This is a genomic window from Pseudothioclava alba, from assembly GCF_033100795.1.
Taxonomy (GTDB): Bacteria; Pseudomonadota; Alphaproteobacteria; order Rhodobacterales; family Rhodobacteraceae; genus Pseudothioclava.
The window spans coordinates 293,545-306,406 of sequence record NZ_JAWLVI010000001.1; the positions used below are offsets into that span (position 1 = coordinate 293,545).

Here is a 12,862-nt window from a genome sequence, read left to right on the forward strand (position 1 = left end):
AAGACGTTCTCCCTTAACGATAGGTGACTTGCTTGACCGCGGCGACCACCTCGTCCGAGGTAATCAGCGCGAGCTTTTCAAGGTTGGCCGCGTAGGGCATCGGCACATCTTTGCCCGTGCAGTTGATGACCGGCGCGTCGAGGTAGTCAAAGGCGCGCTCCATGATGACCGCGCTCAGATGGTTCCCGATCGAGGCAACGGGGAACCCCTCTTCGACGGTGACACAGCGGTTGGTCTTCATCACCGAGGCCAGAACCGTGTCATAGTCGATGGGGCGTAGGGTGCGCAGGTCGATGACCTCGGCCGAAATCCCCTCGGCGGCAAGCTTGTCTGCCGCTTCAAGCGCGTGTGCCATGCCGATCCCGAAGGAGACAATCGTCACATCCGAGCCTTCGCGCCAGATACGGGCCTTGCCGAACGGAATGGTAAAATCGTCCAGAACCGGAACCTCGAACGAGCGACCGTAAAGGATTTCGTTCTCAAGGAAGATCACCGGGTTCGGATCGCGGATCGCGGTTTTCAGCAGACCCTTGCAGTCAGCAGCAGAATAGGGCTGCACGACCTTGAGGCCCGGAATTTGCGCATACCATGCAGCGTAGTCTTGCGAGTGCTGCGCACCCACGCGGGCTGCCGCGCCGTTCGCGCCACGGAACACAATCGGGCATCCCATCTGGCCGCCCGACATATAAAGCGTCTTGGCGGCAGAGTTGATGATGTGGTCGATCGCCTGCATCGCGAAGTTGAAGGTCATGAACTCGACGATGGGCTTGAGACCACCAAAGGCAGACCCCACGGCGATACCGGCAAAGCCGTGCTCGGTGATCGGGGTGTCGATCACGCGCTTCTCGCCGAATTCATCCAAAAGCCCTTGCGAGATTTTATAGGCGCCCTGGTATTCGCCAACCTCTTCCCCCATCAGGTAGACCTCGGGGGTGGAGCGCATCTCTTCGGCCATGGCCTCGCGCAGAGCCTCGCGCACGGTCATGGTTTTCATCTCGGTGCCTTCGGGCCAGTCGGGTGAGCGATCAACGGGGGCTGCGGCGGGTGCCGCCGCGACTGCCGGAGCGGCTGCCGGGGCTTCGGGGGCCGCTGTTGCCGCAGGGGCCGCAGCCACGCTATCGGCGCTTTCGCCCTCTTCCACCAGAACAGCGATCGGGGTGTTCACTTTCACACCGGCGGTGCCTTCGGCGATCAGGATCTTGCCAAGGACGCCTTCGTCCACAGCTTCGAATTCCATCGTCGCCTTATCGGTTTCGATTTCCGCGATGATGTCACCGGCCGAGACCGTATCACCTTCTTTTTTCAGCCATTTCGCCAGCGTGCCTTCTTCCATCGTGGGGGAGAGGGCGGGCATGAGAATTTCGGTAGCCATCTGTTTTGTCTCCCCCTCAGGCGTCTGCGTAAATGTCGGTCCAGAGCTCTTCAAGCGCGGGCTCGGGGCTCTCTTTCGAATATTCGGCGGCTTCGTTCACAATGGCCTTGATCTCTTTGTCGATGGCCTTGAGGTCGTCTTCGGTCGCGTGCTTTCCGGTCAGCAGAAGCTCGCGGACGTGTTCGATCGCGTCACGCTCGTCGCGCATCTTCTGCACTTCTTCGCGGGTGCGGTATTTCGCCGGGTCCGACATCGAGTGGCCACGGTAACGGTAGGTTTTGACCTCAAGAATATAGGGGCCATCGCCCGCGCGGCACTGGGCCACGGCGCGTTCGCTGGCGGCCTTGACGGCCAGAACGTCCATCCCGTCAACAACCTCGCCTTTGATGCCAAAGGCTTCGCCGCGCGTATACAGATCGGGGGTCGAGGTCGAGCGACGCTGCGCGGTGCCCATTGCATACTGGTTGTTCTCGATCACGAAGATCACCGGCAGCTTCCAAAGCGCGGCCATGTTGAAGGTCTCGTAGACCTGGCCCTGGTTGGCGGCGCCATCGCCGAAATAGGCAAAGGTCACGCGGCCGTTCTCGTTATACTTGTCTGCGAAGGCGAGGCCCGCACCAAGCGGAACCTGCGCGCCGACGATGCCGTGACCACCGTAGAAATGCTTCTCTTTCGAGAACATATGCATCGAGCCGCCCTTGCCCTTAGAGTAGCCCCCCTCGCGGCCGGTCAGTTCTGCCATCACGCCCTTGGCGTCCATGCCGCAGGCAAGCATATGCCCGTGGTCACGATACGAGGTGATGCGCTTGTCGCCTTCCTCGGCTGCGGCTTCAAGGCCCACCACAACGGCTTCCTGACCGATATACAGGTGGCAGAACCCCCCGATCAGCCCCATGCCGTAAAGCTGCCCTGCCTTCTCTTCAAAGCGGCGGATCAGCAGCATGTCGCGATAATAGGAAAGCAGTTCTTCCTTTGAAACATTGGGTTTTGCGGTCGATTTCGCCGCTTCTCCCTTCCGTGCAGCCATGGTGGCGCCCTCCCGGTCTGGCCAGATAGTTCAACGTTAAACCATCTAATAGCGCATCACGCGTTTTCTTGCAATCCAAAGGTTTCCGCAGCGTGTGAAACGACGAAAGCCGCCCATCGGGCGGCTGGCTGCGGCGGTGGCGCGGGGCTTAGCGGATAACGATTTCGTCAGAACGCAGCGTGCCCAGAACGTCGCGTGCGCGCTCGTCCAGAAGATCGAGGTCGAGGTAGCTGTCCGAGAGGCGATGCGTCAGATTGGCCATTTTCTCGACCTCTGCACGCAGGGCGTCGCGCTCGGCCGCGAGGGTTTCGATCTCGGCGTCGATCTGGACGCGGCGGAAAATCCCGTAAGATCCTTGGATCGCCGCGAAGGCGAAATATCCGCACAGCACGAGTGCCAGTGAGAAAAAAACCAGCGGTCCGAATTGGGGCCGTTTGCGCATGCCTGTCTGTCCTGCCTTTGCGCCTCTTGCGGGCGTCTAGCATGAATCATGCCACAGGTGATTCGAAATGTGAATCCCCGAAAAGGGCTATCTGGCCGATTTCTTTTGATAAAACGCCCGCGCGGGTTCGGCGCGGGCGTTCAAAGTTCAGGGCAGGGCGGATCAGCCCGCGATCGAGGCTGCGTGGATGCTGTCGATGGCCGAGCCGAGCATCGCATCGAATTCTGCATCGGTTTGTTGTGCCGACAGCCCTTCGGTCAGAGCGCGCGAGAACGACGCGATCATGCCGGAGTTCTGGGCCAGCATCGCGTTGGCGTCGTCGCGCGAATACCCGCCCGAAAGAGCCACAACCTTCATCACGCGCGGATGGTCCACGAGGGGCTTGTAGAAATTCGCCTCGCTCGGCAGCGAGAGCTTGAGCATCACTTGCTTATCCGCCGGAACAGTATCCAGTGCGGCAAGGATCGCATCGCGCAGAAGTGCCTCGGCTTCGGCCTTGTCGGTGATCGAGATTGTCACCTCGGGTTCGATGATCGGCACGAGGCCATGCGACAGAACCTGTGCGCCAACCTCGAACTGCTGGGCCACAACCGCCTTGATCCCGTCTGCATTCGCTGCCGAGATGACCGAACGCTCTTTGGTGCCGAAGATGCCAGCCTTAGCCGCGCGTGCAAGCAGAGCGTCCAGCTCGGGCATCGGTTTCATCAACTGGCAGCCGTTGACCTCGGCCTCAAGCCCCTTGTCGATTTTCAGGAAGGGCACAACGCCGCGGGTTTCCCAAAGGTAGGTCGCGGTGGGGGTGCCGTCGATCTCGCGGTCCATCGTCTGTTCGAACAGGATCGCGCCAACGACCTTATCACCAGTGAAGGCGGGGGATTTGATGATCCGCGCGCGCATCTGGTGAATCAGGTCGAACATCTCGACCTCGTTCGAATAGGCGCTCTCGTCTATGCCATAAAGGCGCAGAGCTTTCGGCGTCGAGCCGCCCGACTGGTCAAGGGCGGCAATGAAACCGGCGCCTTTTTGCATCTGTTCGGTCTGTTTGGCGTTCGACATGGAATGATCCTCGAAACTGTCTTGGGTCATGGGCGTTTTCGGCCCGCTCTTCCCCCCGATAGCCGTTCGCGCGCAGGCGTTCAATTGCGGTAACGCTAACAGGGCAAAGGAAAAAGGCGGCCCAAAGGCCGCCCATGCATCAGTTTTTCTCAAGCGCCGCGACGCCGGGAAGGGTTTTGCCCTCCATCCACTCAAGGAAGGCGCCCCCGGCGGTCGAGATATAGGTGAATTTCGCGCTTGCGCCCGCCTTGTTGAGCGCCGCGACCGTGTCACCTCCGCCTGCGACCGAGGTCAGCTTGCCCGCCTCGGTCAGATCGGCTGCTTTGGCGGCGGCGGCATTGGTGGCCGTATCAAAGGGCGCGATCTCGAAAGCCCCGAGCGGGCCGTTCCAGATCAGCGTTTTCGACGCCTCGAAGGTGCGCGCGATCTCGGCCACGGCCTCGGGACCAGCGTCCAGAATCATCGCATCCGACGGGCAGGCATCCGCCGCAACGGTTTCGTTTGCGGCATTCGCCTTGAACTCGCGCGCGACAACCACGTCCGAGGGCAGCACGATCTTGCAGCCCGCCGCATCGGCCTTGGCCAAAATCTCTTTGGCGGTGTCGGCCATGTCGTGTTCGGCCAGCGATTTTCCCACGTCCACGCCCTGCGCCACAAGGAAGGTGTTGGCCATGCCGCCACCGATCACAAGGTTATCGACCTTGGTCACGAGGTTGCCCAGAAGGTCCAGCTTGGTCGAGACCTTGGCCCCGCCGACGACAGCGGTCACCGGGCGCACGGGCGCCCCAAGTGCGGCCTCAAGCGCCTTGAGTTCCGCCTCCATCAGACGACCTGCGGCTGCGGGCAGGATATGCGCAATGCCCTCGGTCGATGCATGGGCGCGGTGCGCCGCCGAAAACGCGTCATTCACATAGACCTCGCCAAGCGCCCCCATCGAGGCCGCGAGTTCTGCGTCGTTCTTTTCTTCGCCCGCGTGGAAACGGGTGTTTTCCAAGAGCAGCACCTCGCCCTCGCCAAGCGCGGCAACCGCCTGCTTGGCCGGACCGCCGATGCAATCGGTGGCAAAGTTCACCGACACACCCAAAGCGGCCTCAAGCGCGGGAACCAGCGGCGCAAGGCTCATCTCGGGCACGACCTTGCCCTTCGGGCGGCCGAAATGCGCCAAAAGCACCGGCCTGCCGCCTTTTGCCAGAATATCCTTCACGGTGGGCACGATCTTGTCGATCCGCGTCGTGTCGGTCACTTTGCCGTCTTCGACGGGCACGTTGATGTCGACACGGGTCAGCACCACCTTGCCCGCAAGATCCATCTCGTCGAGCGTTTTCCAAGCCATTCGCATATCTCCTGAAGTTGGCAGCGCACGAGGGCAGGGCCGTCCGCCTCGCAGCTCACGCAAACTTGCCCCGATGCGAGGGGGGCGTCAACGTCAGATCGGGGTTTTCGGCTTTCGAATCCCGCGCGTCTTGCCTAATGTCCTCGCAATTCATCTGGAGGATACCCTATGTCCGAGATCAAGGACCCCGAAAACACCATCATCATCGAGCTGAAAGACGGCCCCGTGGTCATCGAACTGCTTTCTGACATCGCGCCCAAGCATTGCGAGCGGATGAAGCAACTGGCCCGCGATGGCGCCTATGACAACGTGGCTTTCCACCGCGTCATCGACGGCTTCATGGCCCAGACCGGCGACGTGGAAAACGCCAATATGGAAAAGGATTACAACCCGGGCCGCGCTGGCACGGGCGGCTCGCAATACCCCGATCTTCCGGCAGAGTTCTCGCGCATTCCGCATGATCGCGGCACGCTTGGCGCGGCGCGCTCGATGAACCCGAACTCGGCCAACTCGCAGTTCTTCATCAACTTCGCGGACAACCACTTCCTGAACGGCCAATACACCGTTTACGGTCGCGTCGTGTCGGGGATGGAGCATGTCGACAAAATCGTTCGCGGCGAGCCGCCGAAATCCCCCGATCGCATGGTCTCGGTCAAGGTGGCTGCCGATGCGTAAGTTTGTTGCCTCGGCGCTGATTGCGCTGGTCGGGACGGGGGCTTTGGCCGAAGGATCGGGCGTTGCGGATACTGCCGGTCCGAACCTGACGCTGGAAATCGGCGGGAGCGCCTCGGGCAAGGTCGTGATCGACCTTTTGCCCGACGTCGCCCCCAAGCATGTCGCGCGGATCGTGCAGCTTGCCAAGGAAGGCGCCTATGATGACGTGGTATTCCACCGCGTGATCGAGGGCTTCATGGCGCAAACCGGCGATGTGCAGTTCGGCAAGCGTAATGGTGGCCAGCTCCAGATGGCGGGTGTCGGGGCGTCGGATTATGACGACCTTCCGGCAGAGTTCTCGACCCGCTCGTTCGAGCGTGGCATGGTCGGGATGGCGCGGGCGATGGACCCGAATTCGGCCAACTCGCAGTTCTTCATCATGTATGAAGCGGCACCGCATCTGAACGGCCAATACACGATCGTCGGGCATGTTCTGGAGGGGCTTGAAGTGGTCGATCAGATCAAGAAAGGCCCGTCGGCAATGAACGGTGTCGTGCGCGATGACCCCGATTATATCGTTTCCGCGACGGTTGAAGAATAAGGGGTAACCCTTTGTCGGATAAAGGAAAGGCGCCCCAAGGGGCGCCTTTTTGTTAGGCCAGTTCCACCAGAGCGTGGCGTTTCTTGCCCGCGCTAAGCTTCAGCGGCGGGGACAGGTCTGCGGCGGTGAACATCCGGCCCGCATCGGCGCAGGTTTCGTCATTCACCTTGACCGCGTTTTCCCCGATCAGGCGCTTGGCGTCCTTGCCCGATTTCGCCAGCCCCGAGCGCACGACAAGCTGCGCAAAGGAAATCCCGTCACCGATTTCGTCCGCGCCAAGGCTCAGCGTTGGCAGGTCATCGCCCACGCCACCCTTTTCAAAGACTTCGCGCGCGGTGGCCTCGGCGGCCTCGGCGGCGGCGCGCCCGTGGCACAGCGCCGTCACCTCATTGGCGAGGATGATCTTGGCGGCATTGATCTCGGAGCCTTCCAGCGCGCCCAAACGCTCGCATTCATCCAGCGGCATCTCGGTGTAAAGCTTGAGGAACCGGCCAACATCGGCGTCGGTCGTATTGCGCCAGAACTGCCAGAACTCATAGGCCGAGAGCATATCTTCGTTCAGCCACACCGCGCCGTTTTGCGACTTGCCCATCTTCTTGCCGTCCGAGGTGGTCAGCAAAGGCGAGGTCAGGCCGTAAATCTCGTGGTCAAGCACACGGCGCGTCAGATCGATACCGTTGACGATATTGCCCCACTGGTCCGAGCCGCCCATCTGCAACAGACAGCCGTAGCGGCGGTTCAGCTCCAGGAAGTCATAGGCCTGCAAAATCATATAGTTGAATTCAAGGAAGCTGAGCGATTGCTCGCGATCAAGGCGCGATTTTACGCTTTCGAACGACAGCATCCGGTTGACGCTGAAATGCCGCCCGATATCGCGCAGGAAATCAAGGTAGTTCAGCCCGTCCAGCCATTCGGCATTGTTCAGCATCAGCGCCTTGTTCGGCGCCTCGGTGGTGTAATCAAGGTATTTCGCGAAGACCTGCTTGATGCCCGCGATATTCGCGTCGATTTGTTCCGGTCCCAGAAGCGGGCGTTCGTCCGAACGGAACGAGGGGTCACCCACCTTCGTGGTGCCGCCTCCCATGAGCGTAATCGGCTGGTGGCCGGTCTTTTGCAGCCAGCGCAGCATCATGATCTGGATCAGCGAGCCGACATGAAGCGACTTCGCCGTCGCGTCAAAGCCGATATAGGCGGGCACGGTGCCTTTGGCCAAAGCCTCGTCCAGCCCCTGATAGTCGGTGCAGTCGGCCAGAAAGCCCCGCTCGATCATCACGCGCATGAAGTCTGATTTCGGATGGTAGGTCATCGTGCTTGTCCCTTCTTGTCGCCCATGTCTATATCGGTCAGGCAGGGCAAGGGGAAGCCATGACGATGCGCAAATCTCAATGGGTGCTGGGAACGATGTCGGGAACCTCGCTGGACGGGGTGGATGCGGCGTTTGTGCTGACCGACGGGCACCGGATCGAAGGGTTCGGGCCGGTGGGCTATCGCGCCTATGACGAGGGTGAGCGGGCGGTCTTGCGCGCAGCCCTTGGGCGTTGGCCGGGCGAGGCGGGCGTTGACGAGGCGGCCGAGGTTATCGAGGCCGCCCATGCCGAGCTGCTGTCCCGCATGATCGCGGATCACCCCGATTTCCGCCCCGAATACATTGGCTTTCACGGGCAGACCCTTGCGCATGATCCGCGCGGGCGGGGCACGCATCAGGCGGGGAATGGCGCGGTGCTGGCGGCCTATTTGGGGGTGCCGGTGGTGTGGGATTTCCGCTCGTCCGACGTTGAACTGGGTGGGCAGGGCGCGCCGCTTGCGCCCTATTTCCATTTTGCCTGCGCGAAATATGCGGGTCTTTCCGATCCGGTGGTGTTTCTGAACCTTGGCGGCGTGGGGAATGTGACCTGGCTTGATCCCGCGCTGCCCGGTCCCGACACTGAGGGCGCGATTCTGGCGTTTGACACTGGTCCCGCCAATGCGCCGGTGAATGACCTGATGCAGGTGCGGCGCGGTAAGTCGCATGACGAGGGCGGCAAGCTGGCGGAAAAAGGGAGGGTGGACGAGGCGCTGGTCTCGCGCTTTCTGGATCATCCGTATTTCTTTAAAATGCCGCCCAAGTCACTGGACAGGAATGATTTTCACGCGGTCATGGAGTGGGTGGCAGGGATGGGCGATGCCGATGCGGCGGCGGTGCTGACGGCGTTTGCGGCGGCCTCGGTGGCGCGCGGGGCCGAGCATTTCCCGTACCCTCCGCAGGCGGTTTATGTTGCGGGCGGCGGGCGGCTGAATGCGGCGCTGATGGTTGAACTGGCTCGGCGGCTGCCCTGCGAGGTCGCGCCGGTCGAGGATCTTGGGCTGGATGGGGATATGCTTGAGGCGCAGGCCTTCGCCCATCTGGCGGCGCGTGTGGTGCGCGGCTTGCCGACCTCGGGGCCGATGACCACGGGGGTGGCGGCGCAAGTCGGCGGCGGGCAGGTCTCCCGCCCGGACTAGGCGCCCGGGCGGTTCCGGCCCAAACAGGGTAGCAAGAGGTTCGGGCCGGAAGCCTGGGCCTTAGGCTTCGGCGGTTTTTTGCGGCCTGGTCAGCACGCCCGCGCCTTTCTCCGAGGCAAACCCGAAGACGTTGCCCACGATCAGCGAGGCCAGAACCATGCCGGCAGCGGGCACCGATGCGGCCAGATCGCCGATGGCGACGCCGGTCAGCAGGCAGAAGGCCGCAGTCGAGGCGTAGCCGTAAACGGCGGCGGGGATCGTCGCCAGAAGCGGGATATGCGCGCCAAGCACCAGCCCCACGACCGAGACGCCAACGATAACCGAAGTCACCGCGACCGAGCCGCCAACGGTTGCGACAACGAAAAGCGCAATGGTCGCCACGACGGCACCCCAGGCGTGGTTGATGGCGCATTTCGTCAGGCTCTCGGCGCTGCCGCCGGTGTGGTAATAGGCGCCCCAGCCGATGAACAAGGCCCAAACCTGCAGGCCAAGCCCCGTTCCAAGGCAAAGATAGGTGGCGAGCGCGGCCAAAGTGCCGATGGAAATCGCCAATGCGGTAATCAGGTTCATGTTTCCCTCCCTTATATGCGCTCGTTGCGGCGCTGCGCAGGAGGGTAGGCGGCAGGCGTGCGCGCGCCTATCGGGACCAAGGTGGGTCGCGTCTTACGACCGACCCGACTTTGGGCGCAGATGCAGATGCGGCATGAAAAAGGGGCCCCGAAAGGCCCCTTTTTGTAACGCTTTGAAATCGGCTTATTTCAGGATCGAGCGGCCCGCGTAGATCGCGGTTTCGCCCAGCAGTTCCTCGATGCGGATAAGCTGGTTGTATTTCGCCAGACGGTCCGAGCGCGCCAGCGAGCCGGTCTTGATCTGGCCGCAGTTGGTGGCAACAGCAAGGTCCGCGATGGTCGCATCCTCGGTCTCGCCCGAGCGGTGCGACATGACGTTGGTGTAGCGCGCGCGGTGGGCCATATCGACGGCCTCCAGCGTTTCGGTCAGCGTGCCGATCTGGTTCACTTTCACCAGCATCGAGTTGGCCACGCCTTGCTTGATGCCATCGGCCAGACGGCGCGGGTTGGTCACGAACAGATCGTCACCCACCAGCTGAACCTTGTCGCCCAGTTTCTCGGTCAGGATTTTCCAGCCTTCCCAATCGTCTTCCGACATGCCGTCCTCGATCGAGATAATCGGGTAGGCGGCGCAAAGCTTGGCAAGGTATTCGGCGTTCTCTTCCGAGCTGAGCGAAAGGCCTTCGCCCTTCATCTCGTATTTGCCGTTCTTGAAATACTCGGTCGAGGCACAATCCAGCGCAAGGTAGATGTCTTCGCCCGGCTTGTAGCCAGCCTTTTCGATCGAGGCGAGGATCAGGTCCAGCGCGGCGGTGGTCGAAGAAAGGTTCGGCGCAAAGCCGCCTTCGTCGCCAAGCCCGGTCGACAGACCCTGCGCAGACAGCTCTTTCTTCAGCGTGTGGAAGACTTCAGACCCCATGCGCACCGCGTCGCGGATGTTGCCAGCGGACACCGGCATGATCATGAATTCCTGAATGTCGATCGGGTTGTCGGCATGTTCGCCGCCGTTGATGATGTTCATCATCGGAACCGGCAGAACGCGGGCCGAGGTGCCGCCGACATAGCGGTAAAGCGGCTGCGTGGTGTAGTCGGCGGCGGCTTTCGCGCAGGCCAGCGACACGCCAAGAATTGCGTTCGCGCCGAGGCGGCCTTTGTTCTCGGTGCCGTCCAGCTCGATCATCATGCGGTCGATCTCGACCTGCTCGGTGACGTCTTCGCCGACAAGGTTCTCTGCGATCTCGCCGTTCACGGCCATCACGGCGTCCAGAACGCCCTTGCCCATGTAACGCGATTTGTCGCCGTCGCGGCGCTCGACGGCCTCGTGTGCGCCGGTCGAGGCGCCCGAGGGCACCGCCGCGCGGCCCATGGTGCCGTCTTCGAGGATAACGTCGACCTCAACGGTCGGATTGCCGCGGCTGTCAAGAATTTCGCGGGCGTGAATGTCGATGATGGTGCTCATGGGCGTTCCCTTGGTTTCGCTAATTGCGTGGTTGGGCCGTGAGGGTCTATAGCCCGCGCGAACCCGCACGAAAAGAGGATTGTTAGCGCAAACACCTTTGTTAGCGCCGCAACTGCGCGAATTTTTTGTGTCGGGTTGTGCGCGCTTAGCTGCCTGGGCGTGAGAGGCTGTCTGGAATGACCGCACGGGCACGTCGTTTCAGCCGCGCCTCACGCAGAAGCGTGTAGATGCCGGACGCCACGATGACTGCGCCACCGATGAGCGTCGTGCTGTCCACCGGTTCCGCAAAGACGACCGCGCCAATGACAAGGGCGAACAACAGTCGCGTATAGCGGAACGGCGTGATGAACGAGACCTCGCCAATCCGCATCGCCGCGATCAGCGAATAATAGCCGCCCGTGCCGACAAGGATTGCGCCCAGAAGCTCCAGCCAGTCGCGCGAGGCGGGCATCAGGGCAGGGGTGCCATTGACCCAGACCAGAAATACGCCTGCGGGGACGACCGAGGCAAAGCCATAGGTCGCAAGCTGCATTGACGAGATGGTTTTCGGGATGCGCCGCGTCACCACATCGCGCGCCGCCAGCCCGACGACCGAAGCCACCGCCAGAAGCGACAGCACCGAAAACCCGTCAGTGCCGGGACGCACAACGATCATCACGCCGACGAAGCCCACGGTAATCGCAAGCCAGCGCCGCCAGCCGACCTGCTCTCCCAGAAACAGTGCCGCCCCCAGCGTCACCGCCAAGGGCGTCGCCTGCAAGATGGCCGAGGCCTGCGCCAGAGGCGTGAATGCAATCGCGCAGACAAAGAACATCGTGCCAATAAGCTCCGTCAGATTGCGCAGAAACACCGGCATTGCGATCAGATCGCGCGAGATCAGCCGATCCCCGCGCGCAATCGCAAAGGCGGCAAACAGCGTCGCGCCGCCCGCCCCCAAAAGCGCCAGAACTTCGCCCACGGGCAGGCGCGAGGACAAGGATTTGACGAACATATCCTCTAGCGCAAAGCCCGCCATCGCGAGCACCATCAATAGGCTTCCGCGCAGGTTTTCCATGTATTTACCCCGAATTGACGGCTCTCCCTACACGCGACCTAGACCGCGTGGCAGCTCGCGTAAAGGGGACGATTGTGCCAGTGACAATTACCCGCGCAAGGGGCGTGCGGGCGTGAGTATCCCCGCGCAATCGGCCCAGATCGGCAGGTGATCCGAGGCGCGCCGCGCCAGCGGGCTGTCAAACACGCCCATATGCACGATGCGCAGCCTCCCGCAGGTGACGATCCGGTCCAGTTTGCCAAAGGGCAGGCGGGCGGGATAGGTGGCGCCCGGCGAGTGGACGTGAAAGCCCGTCAGCGCTTCGAAGCCGCGCGCGTTTTGCCATTCGTTGAAATCCCCGATGGCCAGCGCGGGCGCGGGCGCCGCCGAGGCCAGTTCCGCCGCGATCTTGCGCCATTGTGCGCGCCGATCCATCCGTCGCAGCCCCAGATGCGCGCCGATCAGCGTGAAGGGCTGGCCGGTCTCGGCCGAGACCCGCGCGACAATTGCCCCGCGTGGCTCCAGCCCCGGCAAGGTCAGCCCGTCGATCGACAGCACGCGCATTCCGCGTTTGACCAGGATCGCCTGACCGTGCCACCCTAGGCTGTCGGGGCCAGTGCGCGGGTGCGCCTCAAGACGGATATAGTCGCTTTGCGCCGCAATCAGACTTGCGGGCAGGGCGGCAGGGCGCGCCCCAAGGCGCAGGTCCACCTCTTGCAGCGCGATGACATCCGCGCCGATCTGGTTGATGACCTCCAGCACGCGGGCCGGATCGCGCCGCCGATCCGTGCCCACGCATTTGTGCAGGTTATACGAGGCAATCCGCAGCGTCATT

Annotated in this window: 13 protein-coding genes; 3 read left to right on the forward strand and 10 right to left on the reverse strand. The window is 62.3% G+C overall.

What is annotated here, in order from left to right:
* Positions 1 to 13 precede the first annotated feature (13 nt).
* The 5 genes from RYZ20_RS01440 to RYZ20_RS01460 all read right to left on the reverse strand — a co-directional run bounded on the left by RYZ20_RS01440 (position 14) and on the right by RYZ20_RS01460 (position 5,230).
* A complete protein-coding gene (locus tag RYZ20_RS01440; protein WP_317670097.1) occupies positions 14 to 1,372 on the reverse strand; it encodes a pyruvate dehydrogenase complex E1 component subunit beta in 1,359 nt (452 codons plus the stop codon).
* 16 nt (positions 1,373 to 1,388) lie between these two features.
* Positions 1,389 to 2,399, reverse strand: a complete 1,011-nt coding sequence (gene pdhA / locus RYZ20_RS01445; RefSeq protein ID WP_317670098.1) for a pyruvate dehydrogenase (acetyl-transferring) E1 component subunit alpha — start codon at positions 2,397 to 2,399, stop codon at positions 1,389 to 1,391.
* Between the two features lie 148 nt (positions 2,400 to 2,547).
* The gene (locus tag RYZ20_RS01450; protein ID WP_317670099.1) at positions 2,548 to 2,841 is read right to left on the reverse strand and encodes an FtsB family cell division protein; all 294 of its coding nucleotides are present in this window, start codon (positions 2,839 to 2,841) and stop codon (positions 2,548 to 2,550) included.
* A 162-nt stretch (positions 2,842 to 3,003) separates the two neighbouring features.
* Complete coding sequence (locus RYZ20_RS01455) at positions 3,004 to 3,897, reverse strand: fructose bisphosphate aldolase (RefSeq protein ID WP_317671288.1); 894 nt, start codon at positions 3,895 to 3,897, stop codon at positions 3,004 to 3,006.
* Between the two features lie 139 nt (positions 3,898 to 4,036).
* On the reverse strand, positions 4,037 to 5,230 hold the full coding sequence (locus RYZ20_RS01460) for a phosphoglycerate kinase (RefSeq protein WP_317670100.1): 1,194 nt from the start codon (positions 5,228 to 5,230) through the stop codon (positions 4,037 to 4,039).
* A 168-nt stretch (positions 5,231 to 5,398) separates the two neighbouring features.
* On the opposite strand from RYZ20_RS01460, the gene RYZ20_RS01465 reads away from it, so the two are divergent.
* Both RYZ20_RS01465 and RYZ20_RS01470 read left to right on the forward strand, forming a co-directional pair.
* Positions 5,399 to 5,905, forward strand: a complete 507-nt coding sequence (locus RYZ20_RS01465) for a peptidylprolyl isomerase (protein WP_317670101.1) — start codon at positions 5,399 to 5,401, stop codon at positions 5,903 to 5,905.
* Positions 5,898 to 6,485: a peptidylprolyl isomerase gene (locus tag RYZ20_RS01470; RefSeq protein ID WP_317670102.1), complete on the forward strand. Its 588-nt coding sequence runs from the start codon at positions 5,898 to 5,900 to the stop codon at positions 6,483 to 6,485. Before RYZ20_RS01465 ends, RYZ20_RS01470 begins: the two co-directional genes overlap by 8 nt.
* A 52-nt stretch (positions 6,486 to 6,537) precedes the next feature.
* On the opposite strand, the gene tyrS is transcribed toward RYZ20_RS01470, so the two are convergent.
* Complete coding sequence (gene tyrS / locus RYZ20_RS01475; RefSeq protein ID WP_317670103.1) at positions 6,538 to 7,791, reverse strand: tyrosine--tRNA ligase; 1,254 nt, start codon at positions 7,789 to 7,791, stop codon at positions 6,538 to 6,540.
* Between the two features lie 59 nt (positions 7,792 to 7,850).
* On the opposite strand from tyrS, the gene RYZ20_RS01480 reads away from it, so the two are divergent.
* Entirely contained in the window at positions 7,851 to 8,966 is a 1,116-nt protein-coding gene (locus RYZ20_RS01480; protein ID WP_317671290.1) for an anhydro-N-acetylmuramic acid kinase, read from the forward strand.
* Positions 8,967 to 9,026: 60 nt separating this feature from the next.
* On the opposite strand, the gene RYZ20_RS01485 is transcribed toward RYZ20_RS01480, so the two are convergent.
* The 4 genes from RYZ20_RS01485 to RYZ20_RS01500 all read right to left on the reverse strand — a co-directional run bounded on the left by RYZ20_RS01485 (position 9,027) and on the right by RYZ20_RS01500 (position 12,861).
* A complete protein-coding gene (locus RYZ20_RS01485; RefSeq protein WP_317670104.1) occupies positions 9,027 to 9,536 on the reverse strand; it encodes a DUF1097 domain-containing protein in 510 nt (169 codons plus the stop codon).
* A 183-nt stretch (positions 9,537 to 9,719) separates the two neighbouring features.
* Positions 9,720 to 10,994 carry a phosphopyruvate hydratase gene (gene eno, locus RYZ20_RS01490; RefSeq protein WP_317670105.1) on the reverse strand — a complete coding sequence of 425 codons (1,275 nt, stop codon included), beginning with the start codon at positions 10,992 to 10,994 and terminating at the stop codon, positions 9,720 to 9,722.
* Between the two features lie 145 nt (positions 10,995 to 11,139).
* A complete protein-coding gene (locus tag RYZ20_RS01495; RefSeq protein WP_317670106.1) occupies positions 11,140 to 12,048 on the reverse strand; it encodes a DMT family transporter in 909 nt (302 codons plus the stop codon).
* 87 nt (positions 12,049 to 12,135) lie between these two features.
* Complete coding sequence (locus tag RYZ20_RS01500; protein ID WP_317670107.1) at positions 12,136 to 12,861, reverse strand: endonuclease/exonuclease/phosphatase family protein; 726 nt, start codon at positions 12,859 to 12,861, stop codon at positions 12,136 to 12,138.
* Position 12,862 lies beyond the last annotated feature (1 nt).

What these genes read in the sequence shown, in the direction of transcription:
- RYZ20_RS01440 (WP_317670097.1), bottom strand. Translation starts at nt 1,372, where the DNA reads ATGGCTACCGAAATTCTCATGCCCGCCCTCTCCCCCACGATGGAAGAA.
- pdhA (WP_317670098.1), bottom strand. Translation starts at nt 2,399, where the DNA reads ATGGCTGCACGGAAGGGAGAAGCGGCGAAATCGACCGCAAAACCCAAT.
- RYZ20_RS01450 (WP_317670099.1), bottom strand. Translation starts at nt 2,841, where the DNA reads ATGCGCAAACGGCCCCAATTCGGACCGCTGGTTTTTTTCTCACTGGCA.
- RYZ20_RS01455 (WP_317671288.1), bottom strand. Translation starts at nt 3,897, where the DNA reads ATGTCGAACGCCAAACAGACCGAACAGATGCAAAAAGGCGCCGGTTTC.
- RYZ20_RS01460 (WP_317670100.1), bottom strand. Translation starts at nt 5,230, where the DNA reads ATGGCTTGGAAAACGCTCGACGAGATGGATCTTGCGGGCAAGGTGGTG.
- RYZ20_RS01465 (WP_317670101.1), top strand. Translation starts at nt 5,399, where the DNA reads ATGTCCGAGATCAAGGACCCCGAAAACACCATCATCATCGAGCTGAAA.
- RYZ20_RS01470 (WP_317670102.1), top strand. Translation starts at nt 5,898, where the DNA reads ATGCGTAAGTTTGTTGCCTCGGCGCTGATTGCGCTGGTCGGGACGGGG.
- tyrS (WP_317670103.1), bottom strand. Translation starts at nt 7,791, where the DNA reads ATGACCTACCATCCGAAATCAGACTTCATGCGCGTGATGATCGAGCGG.
- RYZ20_RS01480 (WP_317671290.1), top strand. Translation starts at nt 7,851, where the DNA reads ATGACGATGCGCAAATCTCAATGGGTGCTGGGAACGATGTCGGGAACC.
- RYZ20_RS01485 (WP_317670104.1), bottom strand. Translation starts at nt 9,536, where the DNA reads ATGAACCTGATTACCGCATTGGCGATTTCCATCGGCACTTTGGCCGCG.
- eno (WP_317670105.1), bottom strand. Translation starts at nt 10,994, where the DNA reads ATGAGCACCATCATCGACATTCACGCCCGCGAAATTCTTGACAGCCGC.
- RYZ20_RS01495 (WP_317670106.1), bottom strand. Translation starts at nt 12,048, where the DNA reads ATGGAAAACCTGCGCGGAAGCCTATTGATGGTGCTCGCGATGGCGGGC.
- RYZ20_RS01500 (WP_317670107.1), bottom strand. Translation starts at nt 12,861, where the DNA reads ATGACGCTGCGGATTGCCTCGTATAACCTGCACAAATGCGTGGGCACG.